Origin of the sequence: Longimicrobium terrae, from assembly GCF_014202995.1 — a bacterium.
Lineage (GTDB): Bacteria > Gemmatimonadota > Gemmatimonadetes > Longimicrobiales > Longimicrobiaceae > Longimicrobium > Longimicrobium terrae.
Genome location: NZ_JACHIA010000005.1, coordinates 168,452 through 183,785, shown reverse-complemented (window position 1 = coordinate 183,785; position 15,334 = coordinate 168,452). Strand labels below are relative to the sequence as shown.

The 15,334-nt window shown below is 68.0% G+C and carries 14 protein-coding genes; 7 read left to right on the top strand and 7 right to left on the bottom strand.

Annotation, left to right across the window (positions count from 1 at the left end):
* The first annotated feature begins 24 nt into the window (after positions 1–24).
* Positions 25–1,269 (top strand): Y-family DNA polymerase, encoded by a 1,245-nt coding sequence (locus HNQ61_RS10950; RefSeq protein ID WP_170034448.1) that lies wholly within the window; start codon positions 25–27, stop codon positions 1,267–1,269.
* A 245-nt stretch (positions 1,270–1,514) separates the two neighbouring features.
* Positions 1,515–3,119 (top strand): CHAT domain-containing protein, encoded by a 1,605-nt coding sequence (locus tag HNQ61_RS10945; RefSeq protein WP_170034447.1) that lies wholly within the window; start codon positions 1,515–1,517, stop codon positions 3,117–3,119.
* Between the two features lie 155 nt (positions 3,120–3,274).
* On the opposite strand, the gene HNQ61_RS10940 is transcribed toward HNQ61_RS10945, so the two are convergent.
* A complete protein-coding gene (locus HNQ61_RS10940) occupies positions 3,275–3,718 on the bottom strand; it encodes a PAS domain-containing protein (RefSeq protein ID WP_170034446.1) in 444 nt (147 codons plus the stop codon).
* Between the two features lie 262 nt (positions 3,719–3,980).
* Here HNQ61_RS10940 and HNQ61_RS10935 point away from each other — a divergent pair, with 262 nt between their 5' ends.
* Both HNQ61_RS10935 and HNQ61_RS10930 read left to right on the top strand, forming a co-directional pair.
* A complete protein-coding gene (locus tag HNQ61_RS10935; protein ID WP_170034445.1) occupies positions 3,981–4,910 on the top strand; it encodes a prohibitin family protein in 930 nt (309 codons plus the stop codon).
* A gap of 252 nt (positions 4,911–5,162) precedes the next feature.
* The gene (locus HNQ61_RS10930) at positions 5,163–5,621 is read left to right on the top strand and encodes a VOC family protein (protein ID WP_205761455.1); all 459 of its coding nucleotides are present in this window, start codon (positions 5,163–5,165) and stop codon (positions 5,619–5,621) included.
* A 135-nt stretch (positions 5,622–5,756) separates the two neighbouring features.
* Here the strand turns inward: HNQ61_RS10930 and HNQ61_RS10925 are convergent, their stop codons facing one another.
* The 6 genes from HNQ61_RS10925 to HNQ61_RS10900 form a co-directional block, all read right to left on the bottom strand.
* Positions 5,757–6,356: an outer membrane beta-barrel protein gene (locus tag HNQ61_RS10925; RefSeq protein ID WP_170034443.1), complete on the bottom strand. Its 600-nt coding sequence runs from the start codon at positions 6,354–6,356 to the stop codon at positions 5,757–5,759.
* Between the two features lie 476 nt (positions 6,357–6,832).
* On the bottom strand, positions 6,833–7,438 hold the full coding sequence (locus HNQ61_RS10920) for an outer membrane beta-barrel protein (protein WP_170034442.1): 606 nt from the start codon (positions 7,436–7,438) through the stop codon (positions 6,833–6,835).
* Between the two features lie 556 nt (positions 7,439–7,994).
* A complete protein-coding gene (locus tag HNQ61_RS10915; RefSeq protein WP_170034441.1) occupies positions 7,995–8,630 on the bottom strand; it encodes an outer membrane beta-barrel protein in 636 nt (211 codons plus the stop codon).
* 300 nt (positions 8,631–8,930) lie between these two features.
* Positions 8,931–10,016 (bottom strand): ATP-dependent DNA ligase, encoded by a 1,086-nt coding sequence (locus tag HNQ61_RS10910; RefSeq protein ID WP_420816063.1) that lies wholly within the window; start codon positions 10,014–10,016, stop codon positions 8,931–8,933.
* Positions 9,962–10,981 carry a non-homologous end-joining DNA ligase gene (gene ligD / locus HNQ61_RS10905; RefSeq protein WP_170034439.1) on the bottom strand — a complete coding sequence of 340 codons (1,020 nt, stop codon included), beginning with the start codon at positions 10,979–10,981 and terminating at the stop codon, positions 9,962–9,964. Before ligD ends, HNQ61_RS10910 begins: the two co-directional genes overlap by 55 nt.
* Positions 10,978–11,616, bottom strand: coding sequence for a hypothetical protein (locus HNQ61_RS10900; protein WP_170034438.1), 639 nt, complete (start codon positions 11,614–11,616; stop codon positions 10,978–10,980). The genes ligD and HNQ61_RS10900 overlap by 4 nt, the downstream gene beginning before the upstream one ends.
* A 228-nt stretch (positions 11,617–11,844) precedes the next feature.
* Between HNQ61_RS10900 and HNQ61_RS10895 the strand changes: the two genes are divergently transcribed.
* The 3 genes from HNQ61_RS10895 (at position 11,845) to HNQ61_RS10885 (ending at position 15,304) form a co-directional block, all read left to right on the top strand.
* On the top strand, positions 11,845–12,138 hold the full coding sequence (locus HNQ61_RS10895; protein WP_170034437.1) for a type II toxin-antitoxin system RelE/ParE family toxin: 294 nt from the start codon (positions 11,845–11,847) through the stop codon (positions 12,136–12,138).
* Between the two features lie 25 nt (positions 12,139–12,163).
* Complete coding sequence (locus HNQ61_RS10890; RefSeq protein ID WP_170034436.1) at positions 12,164–12,574, top strand: HigA family addiction module antitoxin; 411 nt, start codon at positions 12,164–12,166, stop codon at positions 12,572–12,574.
* Positions 12,575–12,667: 93 nt separating this feature from the next.
* Complete coding sequence (locus tag HNQ61_RS10885) at positions 12,668–15,304, top strand: M1 family metallopeptidase (RefSeq protein ID WP_205761444.1); 2,637 nt, start codon at positions 12,668–12,670, stop codon at positions 15,302–15,304.
* The last annotated feature ends 30 nt before the right edge of the window (positions 15,305–15,334 follow it).

Genomic DNA, 15,334 nt, shown 5'->3' with positions numbered 1-15,334 from the left:
CAAAACGGCTTCCGCCTCCGCGTCTTGAGCGAACCGCGCATTCTGCTGGCCGACTGCGACTCGTACTTCGTGCGCTGCGCCATGTTGGCGGACCCGGAGGGCGCGGGCCGCTCGGAGCTGGTGATCGTGGGCGGCAGCCCCACGGGGCGCGGCGTGGTGACCAGCGCCTCGTACGCGGCGCGCGCGTTCGGCGTGCACGCGGGCATGCCCATGGCCACCGCCGTGCGCCTGTGCCCGGGCGCCGTCTTCGCCCCCGTCCCCGGCGAGGTCGTGCGCGGCAAGCACGTGGAGGTGCGGGCGGTGCTGGACGACTTCAGCCCCGTGGTGGAGGCGGCCAGCGTGGACGAGTTCTACCTGGACCTCACCGGGACGGAGCTGATGTACCACGGCGAGCCGCTGGAGCAGACCGCGCTGCGCATTCAGCGCGAGGTGATGGAGCGCACGGGCATCAGCATCAGCATCGGCGGGGCGACGGGGCGCACGCTGGCCAAGATCGCCGCGTCGGTGAACAAGCCGTTCGGCGTGTGCATCGTGCCGCCGGGAGGCGAGGCGGAGTTCATGGCGCGCTTTCCCGTGTCCGACATCCCCGGCGTGGGGCCCGCGCTCGCCGAGTCGCTGCGGCGGCGCGGCGTGACCATGGTGCGCGACCTGGCCGTGCAGGACCTGGCGACGGTGGTCTCCTGGGTGGGCGATTCGCGCGGGCCGTGGCTGCACCGCCTGGCGCGCGGCGAGGACGGCGGACGGGTGTCGCGCCGGGGGCCGCAGAAGTCCGTGTCGCACGAGCGCACGTTTCCCATGGACATCAGCGACCGCGAAGAGCTGGAAACGCGGCTGCTGATGCTGGCCGTGGAAACGGGCGCCTCGCTGCGCGCGGAAGGGCTGCGGGCACGCACCGTGACCGTGCGCGTGCGCTACGCCGACTTCACCGACCGCAGTGCCAGCCGCACCGCGCCGGAGCCGATTGAAAGCGACCGCGCGATCTACGCCGTGGCTCGGGAGCTGTTCCGCGAACTGCTGGCGCGGCGCGCGGGGGGAATCCGGCTGCTGGGCGTGGGCGTCAGCAAGCTGGGGCCGGAGCAGGAAGCGGAGCCGGAGCTTTTCGCCGACGTGGAAGGGAGCGGCGAAACGGAGCGCGACCGGCGGCTGGCGGAAGCGTCGGACAAGCTGCGCGGAAAGTACGGGCGCGGCACGCTGGTGCCAGCGCGCATCGCCAACCGCGACCCCAAGGACCGGCACCGCGGCCGAGGCGACTCCGAAGCCGAGTCCTGATCCTCGCTCCGTGTTTTGTGGATGAACGGCAAAGGGAACTGCCGTTTCACACGGAGGTCACGGGGGATGCACGGAGGTCACGGAGGAGGAGAAGAAGAGCGAGATACGTCCGGGATCGGAGCGGTGGATGGACCGGCGTCCGTGCAGTCCGGTGAAGTTAGGGCTGGCTTGCGCTGGTGGTGCAGCTGATTTGCAGTATGTCTGATGATCAATGTTGCGTTCTTCAATCCTTGTGTGAGTCCATCATGCGAAAGACCAAAGTCCTGTTCTTTTCGGCGGACCCCATCCTCGCCCGGCCCGGCGGCGCGCCTTTGGAGATCGCCGAGGAGATGCACCGGATCGAGACACAGGTCAGAAAGGCGCGCCATGCACATCGCCTCCATTTTGAGGCGCACGGTGCCGCGCGGGCGGACGACTTTCTGGATTTCCTGGAACATGCGGACGCGCGCATCGTGCATTTCAGCGGGCACGGCGGGAAGCAGGGCCTCAGGTTCGTGCACGCGGACGGGCTCCATCCTCACAACGTGGATGCAGAGGCGCTCGCGAAGGTTTTCAGGCAGTACAAAGGCCCGGTGCGGCTGGTAGTCGTCGCCGCGTGCTCCAGTCACGATGTCGCGCAGGCCATCGCGAACATCGTGGGATGCGCCATCGGTACCACGAGCAAGATCAGCGACGACGCCGCCATCATCTTCAACAGCCGGTTCTATCAGTCGATCGCGAACGGCGACTCGGTTCGCAGGGCGTTCGACAAGGGGCTGACGGCATTGCAGGTACACGGGATACTGGAGTCCGAATACCCGAAGATTCTGCTGGGTGAGAAGAAAGACGCCGCCGATCTTGTCCTGGTAAAAACGCTTCCGCGGGTCCGTCCCCGCGTTGTCGCCTTTGCATCCGCCGCCGCCCTCGCCTGCGCAGTCACGACGGCGCGGCTGGTCCGGGAGCCGCCCGTCCCGCTGGAGCTTACTGCCTCCGACATTGCCTGCGGATCGGTTTCCGCCACGGACGTCAAGACGCACGCACCCGGTCAGGGCGCGATGTCGCTGGCATCCGCCGCTCTCGGGGGACCCGCAAAGGACGTGGCGGACGGCAAGGCACTGTACCACGACCGGAACTACACGGCCGCGGCCGAGGCATTCGCGCGTGGCGTGGCCGCGAAAGACGGCGAGGCCATGGGGTGCCTGGGCTACATGTACCTCAACGGCCGCGGCGTGGATTCGCAGCCCGGGATCGGATTCGGGCTGGTGCACGACGGTGCGGTGAAGGAGCGCAACCCGCACGCGATGTACGTGCTGGCCAACGCGTATCTCGCCGGTCAGGGCACCGACCGGCGAGAGCACCTGGCCAGGGAATGGTTCCAAAAAGCCGCCTTGCTGCACCACGCGGAGTCCATGCGCAGCCTGGGCCACCTCGCCGCGCGGCGGATGACGGAAGACGGTTACCGCGACGCGCTGGCGTGGTACGGCAGGGCCCGCGAAGCTGGCTCCATCGAGGCCATGGTCGATCTGGGAGCGATGTACCAGTTCGGGCAGGCCGTGCCGCGGGACCCGTCGCTCGCGCTCCAATGGTACCGCGCAGCCGCGGCCGCGGGATCACGGCGCGGGATGCTGGCGGTAGGCCGGAGCCACCAGGACGGCGTGGGCACCGTCCAGGACTACGGGATGGCGATGGCGTGGTATCGCAAAGCAGCCGAACTCGGCTCCGCCGAGGCCATGAACAGCATCGGCGCCCTGTACGACGGCGGCCTGGGGGTTCCGGAGAACCACCGGAAAGCCGCGGCCTGGTACCGGCGCGCCGGCCAGGCCGGTTCCGTGATCGCCCGGGGCAACCTCGCCCGGCTCGAGAGCGACTGACGCACCTGGGCGGCGCGATGAACAGCAACAACGCCTCACGCAGAGCAGCAGAGCAGCAGAGAGAGAAGGCAAGGATGAGGATGAAGGCTTCTCATCCTTTTCCATCATCCTCTGCGTCTCCGCTGCTCTGCGTGAGGCGTTTCTGTTGAAGTGCGTCAGTCGATCACGAGCATGATGCCGCGCAGCCGCTTGGGCGCATCCCCCGTCGCGGGAATCACGCGCACGTAGTCGCGCAGCCGCACGATGCGGCCGTCGATGGCGCGCGCCCGGTACTCGAAGTCGTGGTCGCGGTCGCACTGCGTCTCGGCCACGCAGAACGTCACCGACGCCTCGCGGTCGTCGTCATGCAGCACCACATCGGCCCAGAAGGTCGGCTCGTCCGTCCACCGGGACGCGGGGTAGCCCAGAATCTCCTTCGCCGACTGGCTCACGTGCGAAAAGACAAAGGTGGCCGCGTCGCACTCCCACACGATCGACTGCTGACCGGCCAGAAACTCCGCGGCGCGAGCGTCCAGCAGCGCCATGGGATCGGCGGGATCGCCAAATGCGGCGTCCAGACGGGCGTTCAGAAAGTGCGCGGGGGCAAGCGTATCGGTCATGGCCGTGGATCCTGATGGGGAGTGAGCGTCTGATTTCCGTCGCGAACTGCCCGACAACGGTACGCATCCGCATTCACGGCCGGGATGGGTCAGCAGACCCAGCCAGAGCTGAAGCGCAGCGGACGCAGCCGGTTACGGCGAAACTCGCCCCCTCCCCGCCCCGTATTCTCCCCCGCGGCCACGATCGGTACGGCCGCCTGAAGCGCTCCGGCAGGGGCGCACTCCTTTCAAGGTCCGCCACGGCGGATGACAACGCAGAATCATGGACGCCATCAAGATGCCCGGTTCCAAACGCCCGTCGTCGTCATCGGTCGGTGCCGGCGTGGGCCGCATGTTCCGCGGAATGGCCTGGGGGTGGGTCGCCGTCGCGCTCATCCTTCTCATCAGCATCCCGCAGGCGTTTACCTACGTGAACCCCGGGCACGTGGGAATCGTGATTCACAAGCTGCGGGGCGGCGTGGATCCCAAGCCGATGAGCGCCGGAATGCACCTGCGAAACCCGTTCACCACGGGGATCGAGGAGTATCCCGTCTACATGCAGACGCTGGTGCTGGCGCGCGCCAACACCAACAACAGCAACGACGAGATCAACGTCAACAGCATGGAGGGCCAGCCGGTTTCCATGGACGTGTCGCTCTCGTTCGAGCTGGAGCCCGCGCGGGCGCCGCTGCTGTACCAGACGTTCCGCACGGACATCGAAACGATCCAGCACAGCTACCTGAAGCAGGCGATTCGCCAGGCGCTGCAGGAGGTGGTGGGGAGCGAGGAGATCGCGGCCATCCTGGGCCCCAAGAAGGCGCAGACGGTGATGCAGGCGCAGGGGCTGCTGAGCCAGCGGCTGGCTCCGTACGGATTCGTGGTCAAGCAGTTCACCATCAACGAAATCCGCGCGCCGGGCGCCGTCATGGACGCCATCAACGCCAAGAACGTGATGCAGCAGCAGGCGCTGACGGCCCAGAACGAGCTGCAGAAGAACATGTACCAGGCGCAGGGCGACAGCATCAAGGCGGCCGGCCGCGCCAAGGCGATTCTGGCCGAGGCGCAGGCCCAGGCCGAGGCCAACCGCCTGCTTTCGCAGAGCATCACCGGCACGCTGGTGCAGTACGAGATGACCAAGCGCTGGGACGGCAAGATGCCCCAGGTGAGCGGCAGCGCCATGCCCATGATTCAGCTTCCCATGCAGCAGCGGTAATCCTTTCGCCGGATGGCGGGAAGCGAATGATGGAGAGCCCCGGGAGACGATCGCGTCTCCCGGGGCTCTCTTCATCGATGGCTCCGCCAGGACCCACTCACCACGGAAGCGGAACGGCGTTTTGCCTGCGACACCCACAACCACGCAGCGGGTCATGCAACCGGCGCCGCCGGCCATCCCAAGCCGTATCTTTCACCTGATGCTGCACTCCGGGTGGCCGGAGATGCACAGGTTCTCGCGACGGGAGGCATGATGAAGTACGCGCATACCAACGTGGTGGCCCGCGACTGGGAGCGGCTGGCCGCCTTTTACGAGCAGGTGTTTGAATGCGTGCGGGTGCCGCCGGTGCGCTCGCAATCCGGGGCGTGGCTGGAAGCGGGCACCGGAGTGCCCGGGGCGCGGCTGAACGGCGTGCATCTGCGCCTTCCGGGATTCGGTGACGCGGGGCCGACGCTGGAGGTGTACTCGTATTCGTCGATGGAGCCGAATCCGCCGCAGGTGGCCAACCGCACCGGCTTCGGCCACATCGCGTTTGAGGTGGATGACGTTGCCGCCGTGCTCGCCGAGGTCGTGCTTCACGGCGGGGCGGAGGTCGGGCGCATCACCGAAGCCGTCGTGCCGGGGAAGGGTCGGATCACCTTCGTGTACGCGGCGGATCCGGAGGGCAATCTCATCGAACTGCAGCGGTGGGAACTGGATCGCACCGCCTGAGCCGGCAGAGTGCCATCCACGCCGAACGCATATCCGTCCGTCCCACCGATCCGCGGCGATCGGTGCACCATGCCAGAAGCCCCGGAACACAGTGGGTATTCCGGGGCTTCTCATCCAACAGAACCAGTCAGGCTACTACGGGCGCCAGGTGATGCCCACCCGCAGCCTCGATGCGCCAAAGCCGCGGTCCGACCACAGTTTGCGGTCTTCTCCGTCCGCCTTGATGCGCGTCAATCCGCCGATGGTGCGCTGCAGCCCCAGGTCCAGCGCGGTGTGGCGGGAGATTGCGTGCTGCACGCCGACGCCCAGCGTGCCGGCCAAGCCGTACGTGGTGGAACTGAACGAGTTTTCGCCGCTGACGGGCGCACTCTCGTGCAGGGAAATGGCGCTGGCGGCCAGGCTCACGTACGGGCGGAACGACGAGGTCGACCGGCCCAGGCGGTAGCGGAGGCCCAGGTCTCCCTGCGTGGTGCCGGAGGTGAGAACCCCGTACTGCTGGTCGTCTACCGTGCCGACGCTGCCGTTGTGCTGCCCGGCCAGGTACACGCCCAGGCGCTCGGTAAGGCCGTACTCCACCGTCACGCCGCCGCCCAGACCGCCGCGGGGCCCGGTGCCCCCGCTGAACGATGCGCCGGCCAGGTTCGCGCCCAGACTCCATCCCGTCTGCGCCCGCCCCGCCGCGGGCAGGGCAAGGAGCGCGAGCGCGACCGTGGTGCCAAACAGAGTACGCTTCATGGCCGATCCTGGGGTGCAGGGTGCGCCGGGCACGACGCTCTCCGGAGATGGAGCAGCGGCCGCCGGCGTGCGTGCCCGTGCCGTCTGGCCGGGCACCGTCAGGTTCACATTTCCGTCACCGGCCCGGGTCCGGAAATGAATGTTCTTGCGATCAGCGCCCGACGGATACACGCCGCGATCACGGAAAGATCCCGCATTCCACCGGGAAAAAAAATCGGAAAAACGCTCCGCATCTGCGAGGTTGATGGACGCACGGAAGCACGCCCGTGACGCGCATCAGCGCGCCGCGGCCGTTCCTGTTTTTCGTACCCGGGCGATGAGGCCCGGCGTCGCCGCGCGATGCGAAAGCCGTATCGCCTCGCACCCCGCCGTGAACGTCCGGCTCAGCCCGCGGCGCCGGTCATCCTTGTCTCACGAACCACCATCGACAAAAAAACGGGCGCGGTCCGAAGACCGCGCCCGCGTGCTGCGTCCGATTACGGATGCCAGCTCAGGCCCACCTGCAGGCGCGAACCGGTGAGGCTCGGCTCCCCGTCGTCGTCGAAGTCGACGTCGTCACCGTCCACCGTGTACTTGTTGAACTTGCCCAGGCTCACCTGCAGGTTGGTGTCCAGCGCCAGGCTCGGGCTGAAGAAGTACTGCAGGCCGGCGCCGAAGGTGCCCGCGGGGCCGGTGAGCGTGAAATCGGTGTCGTCAAACTCGTCCGAGCGGCTGACGCCGCTGACGGCCGCGTTCAGGTACGGGCGCAGCGAGTTGGCGGTGCTGCCGAAGGTATAGCGCAGCCCAAGGTCGGCCTGCGCCAGCGTGTAGGTTTCTTCGCCGGTCGGGTCGCTGCCCTCGTCGTACTTCATCTTGGCGCCGTCGACCGTCAGGTAGATCGACAGATTCTCGTTGAAGCCGTAGCCCGCCGTGATGCCGGCGCCCACGCCGCCCTCGGCATCTTCGTCCTCGATCGTGAGGCCGCTGCCGAGCACGTGCGCGTTGAGCAGCAGGCCGGCGTTCTTGGAAACCTGCGCGCTAAGGCCGGTCGAGGTCAGGGCAGTGCCCGCCACCAGCACCGAAAAGATCAGCTTCTTGTTCACGATTTGTTCATCCTGAAAAGTGTCATGCCGCTCCGCCCCAGATGGCGGCCTCGGCAAGCGCCTGCCTGCTGCGCTGCTCCGGGCTCCGTGCCCGGTGGTCTGCCGCCGGCTCTGCGCCGGCGGGTCACGTCCGTCCGTGCACCGCGACGCTGTATACCGAACGTCCGGTGCCCGCCGTGGAGTAAAGCATCACCGGTGCCAACTGAGAAATCGTTGCGGTGCAACACTTTTCATCATCCACGATGACACAGGTGTGTCTCTATGCGGACACATAAACGCGTAAGATGGACACGGTCGCGGGCTGAAAGCGCCGTGGCGGAAAGGGGCAATGGGTCGGCTGCTGGGGAATAGGGAGTAGGGAATGGGGAATAGGGAATAGGACTGAGGACTGGATTCGGGGTGGGACGGCGGATCGGGGCGGAGGCGGGTCAGGTGGGGAGAAGACGGGATGGATGACGGTGAGGGGCGAGGTGGGCGGGATGGCGCTCGTGGGAGGGGGAAAAAGAACCGCCGGGCGTGCGATGCACGCCCGGCGGCTGTGGTCAGGGCAGCTGCCTTACAGGCGGATGCCGACGCGGATGGCGAACAGCGGGTCCGCGTCTTCCTGGAAGACGTGGCGCACTTCGCCGCCGATGGTCAGCAGGCTGAAGCCGATGTTGGCGCCGGCCTTGATGCCGAAGTCGGTCTCGGTCTCGGTGTCGATGTCGTCGTCTTCCGGGTTGAAGCGCGAGAACACCACCTGCGGCTGCACGTAGCCCGACACCGACGGCCCCACGGGGATGCCCAGGTCAGCGCCCAGGCCCAGGCCGATGGGAACCTGCACGAGGTCGCCGAAATCCTCGAACGACCGCACGCGGCCCTCGATCACCGGGCACGCCGACACGCGCGGCCCGATCATCATGCCCAGCGCGGGCGTCTCGAACGCGACGCCGGCAAAGAACTCGTTGGTGTCCGAATCTTCGACTTCGTCAATCGTGATCACGTTCAGACCGCCGTACACGCCGATGGGGCCGGCCGCGTTGTAGTTGGCCTCCACACCAAAGGAGTCCTGGTCCTCGGGGAAGTCCGCGCGGCCACCGAAGTAGAACCCGCGATCGGACGACGGGAAGCCCGCGCACACCTGGGCCGAGGCCGTCCCGGCGAGGGCGGCCGTAGCGAGAACAGCGAACAAACCAGCGGCAGCTTTCTTCATCTCTCGTTTTCGGGTACAGGGTGTAGGTGCGCGGAACGGGTCCGCGCAGTTGACCGATTCGTGGTTCGGCCGGAGCAGAATTCGGGCCGTCACGTTCTCTGCATCCGCCGGTTTCGCCGGAGTGGGACCGGAGCAGACGCGGACGTCCCGCCGCATCAACGGCGCGGCGGGACAGGAAGTTTCGAGGTCGCGCGCACCCTGGGGACATGGGTCACGCGACCAGCCGGGACAAGAAGGTGGATGGATTGTCTCCTCCACCTCACCCGATCGTTTCCTGACCGCGGCTCCCGGAACGCCCGCCTACACGCCCAATAGCCGGAGCGACTCGCGCCCCGCGGTGCCCAGCTGGGCGTAGGTGCACTGCTCCGGCGCCTTGTCCGGCCGCCACCGCACGAACCCGGTACCGTGGCGAAAACGGCCGCCGGTGAAGTGGTCGTAGCTCACTTCCACCACCAGTTCCGTCAGCAGCGGCTCCCACTCGGTGGACCGGTCCGACATGCGCGTCCAGCGGCTTTCCCCGCCCGGCGCGGCGCCGCTGAACCCCTCGCCGCCGCGCAGCGCCTCCAACCGCTCCGTCAATTCCTTCCGCTCGCCGCGGCTGATGCTGGAGCAGAAGCCGACGTGGTTCAGCTTCCCCACCTCATCATACAGCCCAAGGAGAAGCGAGCCGACGACGCGCTCCTTCTGCGCATAGCGGAACCCGCCGACCACGCAGTCCGCCGTGCGCACGTTCTTGATCTTGACCATCCCCGTTCGCTCGCCGGACAGGTAGGGCAGGTCCAGCCGCTTGGCCATCACGCCGTCCAGCCCCTTCTCTCCCTGTTCCAGCCACGCGCGCGCCTGCTCCGCGTCGTCCGTCACGGGCGAGAGCGCCACGCGTTCCGCAAAGAACTGGTCCGCGAACGCCTGCAGCTTCGCCCGCCGCTCGCGCAGGGGACGGTCCACCAGCACCCCCCCGCGCGCGCCCAGCAGCAGGTCGAACGCGACCAGCGTGGCGGGATGCACCGCCGCCAGCTTGCGCACGCGGCTCTCCGCCGGGTGCAGCCGAAGCTGCAGCTCCTCGAACGAAAGCGATCCATCCACCGGAATCACGATCTCGCCGTCCAGCACGAAGCGGCGGGCGCGCAGGGAGCGCAGCGCATCGGCCACGTCGGGAAAGTAGCGGGCGAGCGGCTTGCCGGCCTTGGAGCGCAGATCCACCTCGTCGCCGTCGCGAAAGGCGAGGCAGCGGAATCCATCCCACTTGGGCTCGTACTGCCACTCTGGCCCGGTGGGCAGCTCGTCGCGCGGCTCGCTTTCCGCCGCGGCGTAGTCGGTGGAAAGCGGAAGGTTCACAGCAGGTCCCCCAGGTTGAAGCGGCCGCGCTTCTGGGTGAGCGGCTTCCACAGGTCGCCCACGCGCGCCAGGCGGGCGGGCGCGTTCTGGAGCGTGAAGTCCTCCAGTTCCACCCCGTTCTCCACCTCGTCCCACGTCACCGGCATGGACACGGTGGCGCCGGGCTTGGGGCGCACGGAGTAGATGGAGGCCAGCGTGCGCCCCCAGGCGTTCTGGTTGTAATCCACCAGCACCCGCCCGTGCGGCCGCTTAGAGATCCGGTACTCCGCCGTAACCAGCGCGGGATCCAGCGTTTCCATCGCGCGGGCGAACTCCTTGGCAAAGCTCCACACCTGCTTCTGCAGGGGCCCGCGCACGATGGGGACGTAGACGTGAATGCCCGACGAGCCGGTCGTCTTGGCGTACGACGTCATTCCCAGCTTCCTGAGATTGTCGCGCACCATCAGCGCCGTCTGCCGCACGCGCGCGAAGTCCGCGCCGGGTACGGGATCCAGGTCGAAGTGCAGGTAGTCCGGCCGGTTCACGTCGTCGCAGCGGGCGTACCAGGGGTTCAGGTCGATGCACCCCAGATTCACCACCCACAGAAGTTCCGCGAGATGGTTGACCAGCGGAAAGTCGATGACGCTCTTGCTGGCGTGCTCGATGGCACACGTCTTCAGCCACGACGGCGCATTCTCCGGCGTGCGCTTCATGAAAAAGAACTTGCCGTTCCACCCGTTGGGATAGCGCTTCATCACCATCGCCCGGTCCGCCAGGTGCGGCAGCAGATACGGCGATACGGCGACGTAGTAGCGCAGCAGATCCGCCTTGGTGATGCCCAGTTCCGGCCAGAACGGCTTCTGCAGATTGGTGAGCGTCACCGTCCGGCCGCCCACCCGCACCTCGCACGACTTGCCGCCGCGCGGGATGATGTCCGGCGTGGCCTCCGCGTCCGGAACGCTGGCGGGCTTCGCGGCGCGGCGCGCGGCGGGCTTGCTTCGCGCCGAAGATGCGGAGGTGGATGCGCGGGGCGTCATGGGTCGGCCTGTTTCCACGATCGGGGAGCGAGCTTGGGTGGACGCGCGCCGTGGCGGACGGCGCCCCGCACCGGCGTGTACGCCAGCTCCGGACCGTCGGCCGCCGCCCGCAGCATGAGCCCGCCGCGGCTCATGTCGCCGCGCCCCACGAAGTCGGTGGGAAACATCAGCCGGTCACCCATGATGCTCGCCAAAACGTCCACGTACTTGCCGGAAGCGATGCTCCCCAGCAGAACGAATGCCGTGTCCGGCGCACTCGCCTGCACCACGGCCCGGGCGTGCTCCTCCAGCGGCTCGCGGTAGCGGGCGTTGTTCAGCGCCACCTCGCCCTGCTCCGCGAACTCGCGCAGCACGCCGGCCCCGATGCGCGACTCCGCCGGCACCAGCCCGCGCGTGGGGGTGATGACGAGCGCGCCGGGCAGCCGCGGCGGCGGCGCGGCAAAGGCGCGGGCGTACGCGATCTTGCCGCGAAAGTACAATCCGCTCAGAAAACTGAAGACGTCGCCCAGCTCCGCGCCTTCCGCGCTGCGCAGCTGTGTCGCCAGAGGAAAGGTTGCCGCTTCGCGCAGCAGCATCTGCCCGCGCTTGCCGCCGGAGTACGCAGGCGAAAGCAGAAAGATTTTCGTTGGTTTCATGGGGCAATCCGCACAGGCAGAAACAATGCCCGCCTGACCACCACGTTCACTTTCCGCCAGCGTGCGGATCACTTAAACCACAGACATTGCCATGTTTACACCTCATTCATCAGCTTGGTGGGGCATCACTCGCCGGGCTTGCAGACTATAACGGACCTCGTTATAATCTGGACAGCGCGAGAGGTGCACGGGTCCGTTCTCATCCACCCGCCACCTCGCGCACCCGCGATGATCAAGTCGTTCGCCGATGATGGTACGGAAGACATCTACCGCGGCAGAGACACCCGCGCCGCCCGGCAAACCTGCCCGCGGATCCTCTGGCCCGCCGCACTCAGGCGATTGGAGCGGATCGACGAAGCGAAGCAAGTGACCGATCTGCAGGTCCCGCCGGGGAATCGCCTGGAAAAGCTGAAGGGAGACTACATTGGATACCACAGCATTCGAATCAACGACCAGTACCGGATCAGGTTCTGGTTCTCGGAAGGAGGCGCGACCGAGGTCCAGATCCTCGATTACCACTGAGCCGGTCAGCCGGGTGGAAGAAAACATGTCGACGCTTTATACGCATGTTTACCGAAACCTGCCCACCCACCGTGAACCAACGCATCCCGGGCAGATGCTGCTGCACGAGTTCCTGGGGCCGATGGGGATGACGCAGGCCGAGTTCGCGCGGCGGATCGGCGTTTCATATGTCCGTCTCAACGAAATCGTGAACGCCCGCCGGGGGGTCACGGCGGATACGGCCCTGCGATTCGCCCGCTTCCTGGGAACCACGGCGGACATGTGGCTGGGCCTGCAGACAGCGTGGGATTTGTATCATGCCATCCACTCGTCCAGCGCAGCCGAGATCGAAGCGATCGAGCCCATGCAGTGGGAGTCCGACCCGGACGAACAGGCGGAGGTGGATGCGATGGCGGCGGACAGGACCTCTGTCCCGGAACGGCGGGCCCGTCTATAGTTCGGCGTCATCCTTTTCAGCCGCCGCACCCGCGTTCGCCCCGCCGCCGTGGACGGGATCGCCGCCGTGCGCGCAAATCCGTGGTTACGCCCGATGATCCGTCGACATGCGCTGCTTCCGCTCATCCTTGCTCCCCTTGTTCTCGCCGCGCCGCTGGCCGGGCAGTCGTCCGTGAGCGCCGCCCCGGACGGGATGATGCAGCCCGGCGTGAGCGCGGAACTGGCCCGCCGCCGCGCCGCCACCCTGCGCGACGTGCGCTACGGGCTGGAACTGGACGTAACCGCCGCGGACAGCGCACCGGGGCGGGTGCGGGTGGGCTTCGTGCGCGCGGCGGAGGCGGGCGACCTGATCTTGGACTTTCGCGGCCCCGCGCTGGGCGCCGTCTCGGTGAACGACGTTCCCGTGGCGGATGCGGAGTGGCGCAACGGCCACCTGCGCATTCCCGCCGCGCGGCTGCGCGCGGGGGAAAACACCGTCACCGCGGCGTTCACTGCGCGCATCGCGCCGGCGGGCGCCAGCATCATCCGCGCGGACGACACGGCGGACGGCTCGCGCTACCTGTACACGCTGCTGGTTCCCGCGGACGCCAACCAGCTCTTTCCCTCGTTCGACCAGCCGGACCTCAAGGCGCGCTTCCGCGTGACCATCACCGCGCCGGCGGGGTGGAAGGTGCTGGCCAACGGGCCGGGCTCGCCGGAGCCGGACGGCGCGGTGCGGCGCTGGACCTTCGCGGAGACGGAGCCCATCAGCACCTACCTGGCCGCCTTTGCCGCCGGGCCGTGGCGCACGTGGACGTCGGACGACGACGGGCTCCCCATCACCCTGTACGCCCGCGCCAGCCGCGCCGGCGAGGTGGACGCCGACACGCTGATGCAGGCCAACCGCCGGGCCGTGCGATGGCTGGAAGGGTACTTCGGCGTCCCCTTTCCCTTCGCCAAGTTCGACATGCTGCTGGCGCCCGCCTTCCCCTTTGGCGGGATGGAGCACGTGGGGGCGGTCTTCTACAACGAAAGCCAGTTCGTCTTTCGCGAAGCACCGACGCTCAACCAGCAGATCGGCCGCAAGAGCACCATCTACCACGAGGTGGCGCACCAGTGGTTCGGCGACCTGGTGACCATGCGCTGGTTTGACGACCTGTGGCTCAAGGAGGGGTTCAGCACGTACATGGCGGCCCGCATTCAGGACGAGCTGGATCCGGGAAGCGAGGCGTGGAAGAGCTTCTACCTGCGCAACAAGCCGCTGGCGTACGCCACGGACCAGACCTCCGGCACCACGCCGGTGTGGCAGGACCTGCCCAACCTGGACCTGGCCAAGAGCAACTACGGCCCCATCGTCTACAACAAGGCGCCCGCCATTCTGAAGCAGCTCAACTTCATGGTGGGCGATTCGGCGTTCCAGGCGGGACTCACGGTGTTCCTCAAGCGCCATGCGTACGGCAACGCCACCTGGCGCGATCTGCTGGCCGCGGTGCAGGAAACGTCGGGCGTGCCGCTGGAACAGTTCGGCGAGCAGTACATTCTGCGCGCGGGAATGCCCGTCGTGGAAACGCGGGTGGAAGTGCGCGACGGGCGCATCCGCGGGCTGACGCTGCACCAGCGTCCGGCGCGCGACCTGGCGGGCGATCCCGGCGGATGGTGGCCGGGGCGCGTCCTGGTCCGCCTGGCATACGGCGGTAGGCGCGACACCGTCATTCCCGTGGCGTTCACGGGTGCGGTGACGGAGGTGCGCGAGGCGGCGGGGCTCCCCGCGCCGGAGTACGTGTGGAGCAACGAGGGCGACTACGGCTACGGGCTGTTTCTGCTGGACAGCGCCAGCGCGCGGCACGTGGCGCAGAAGGTGGGATCGGAGCCGGACGGGCTGCGCCGGGCGATGCTGTGGGGCGCGCTGTGGGACGAGGTGCGCGAGGGACGGATGGACCCGGCCGCGTTCGCCGCGACGGTGCTGCGCGACCTGCCGGCGGAAACGGACGAGCAGATCGCCGGGCTGAACATGGGGCGCGCGTGGACGGCGATCGCCACCTACCTTCCGGAGGCGCGCGGCGCGGCGCTGTCCGCGCAGTGGGAGCGGCTGCTGCTGGCGCGCACGGCGGATTCGCGCCTGGGTTACGGCGCGCGCAAGGCGAGCCTGGACTGGCTGGCGGGCACGGCGCGCACGGACGAGGGGCGTGCAGTGCTGCGCGAGTACCTGGCCGGCACGCGGACGTTCGACGGCGCGGCGGTGCGGCAGCCGACGCGGTGGAGCATCGTGGAGCGGCTGGTTTCGCTCGGCGAGCGGGAGCCGGCGCGGCTGATCAGCGCGGAGGCGGCGCGCGACACCAGCGCCGAGTCGCCGCGGCGGGCGTTCGTGGCGCAGGCGGCGGTGCCGTCCGCGGCGTCGAAGGCGGAGCTGTTCGGGCGCTTTCTGGATGATCCGGCGCTGAACGAGGAGTGGGTGACGGCCGCGGCCGGAACGTTCAACGTGCCGTCGCAGGCGGACCTCACGCTCCCGTTCCTGCGCCGCTCGCTGGACCGGCTGGTGTGGATTCGCGACAACCGGCGCATCTTCTTTTTGCCGCGCTGGATCAGCTCGTTCGTGGGCGGGCAGTCCAGCCCGGAGGCGCTGGCCGTGGTGGACCGCTACCTGGCCGAGAACCCGGACCTGCCGCTGGACGTGCGCCGCAAGCTGCTGCAGTCGCGCGATGAACTGGAGCGCACCGTGCGGATTCGGGCGGCGGCGCAGCAGTCGCGTTGAACCGCGACCGATCTCATCCCCAACCAAGGT

Coding starts and splice junctions, on each gene's coding strand:
- HNQ61_RS10945 (WP_170034447.1), top strand. CDS start 1,515: ATGCGAAAGACCAAAGTCCTGTTCTTTTCGGCGGACCCCATCCTCGCC.
- HNQ61_RS10940 (WP_170034446.1), bottom strand. CDS start 3,718: ATGACCGATACGCTTGCCCCCGCGCACTTTCTGAACGCCCGTCTGGAC.
- HNQ61_RS10935 (WP_170034445.1), top strand. CDS start 3,981: ATGGACGCCATCAAGATGCCCGGTTCCAAACGCCCGTCGTCGTCATCG.
- HNQ61_RS10930 (WP_205761455.1), top strand. CDS start 5,163: ATGAAGTACGCGCATACCAACGTGGTGGCCCGCGACTGGGAGCGGCTG.
- HNQ61_RS10925 (WP_170034443.1), bottom strand. CDS start 6,356: ATGAAGCGTACTCTGTTTGGCACCACGGTCGCGCTCGCGCTCCTTGCC.
- HNQ61_RS10915 (WP_170034441.1), bottom strand. CDS start 8,630: ATGAAGAAAGCTGCCGCTGGTTTGTTCGCTGTTCTCGCTACGGCCGCC.
- ligD (WP_170034439.1), bottom strand. CDS start 10,981: ATGACGCCCCGCGCATCCACCTCCGCATCTTCGGCGCGAAGCAAGCCC.
- HNQ61_RS10900 (WP_170034438.1), bottom strand. CDS start 11,616: ATGAAACCAACGAAAATCTTTCTGCTTTCGCCTGCGTACTCCGGCGGC.
- HNQ61_RS10895 (WP_170034437.1), top strand. CDS start 11,845: ATGATCAAGTCGTTCGCCGATGATGGTACGGAAGACATCTACCGCGGC.
- HNQ61_RS10890 (WP_170034436.1), top strand. CDS start 12,164: ATGTCGACGCTTTATACGCATGTTTACCGAAACCTGCCCACCCACCGT.
- HNQ61_RS10885 (WP_205761444.1), top strand. CDS start 12,668: ATGATCCGTCGACATGCGCTGCTTCCGCTCATCCTTGCTCCCCTTGTT.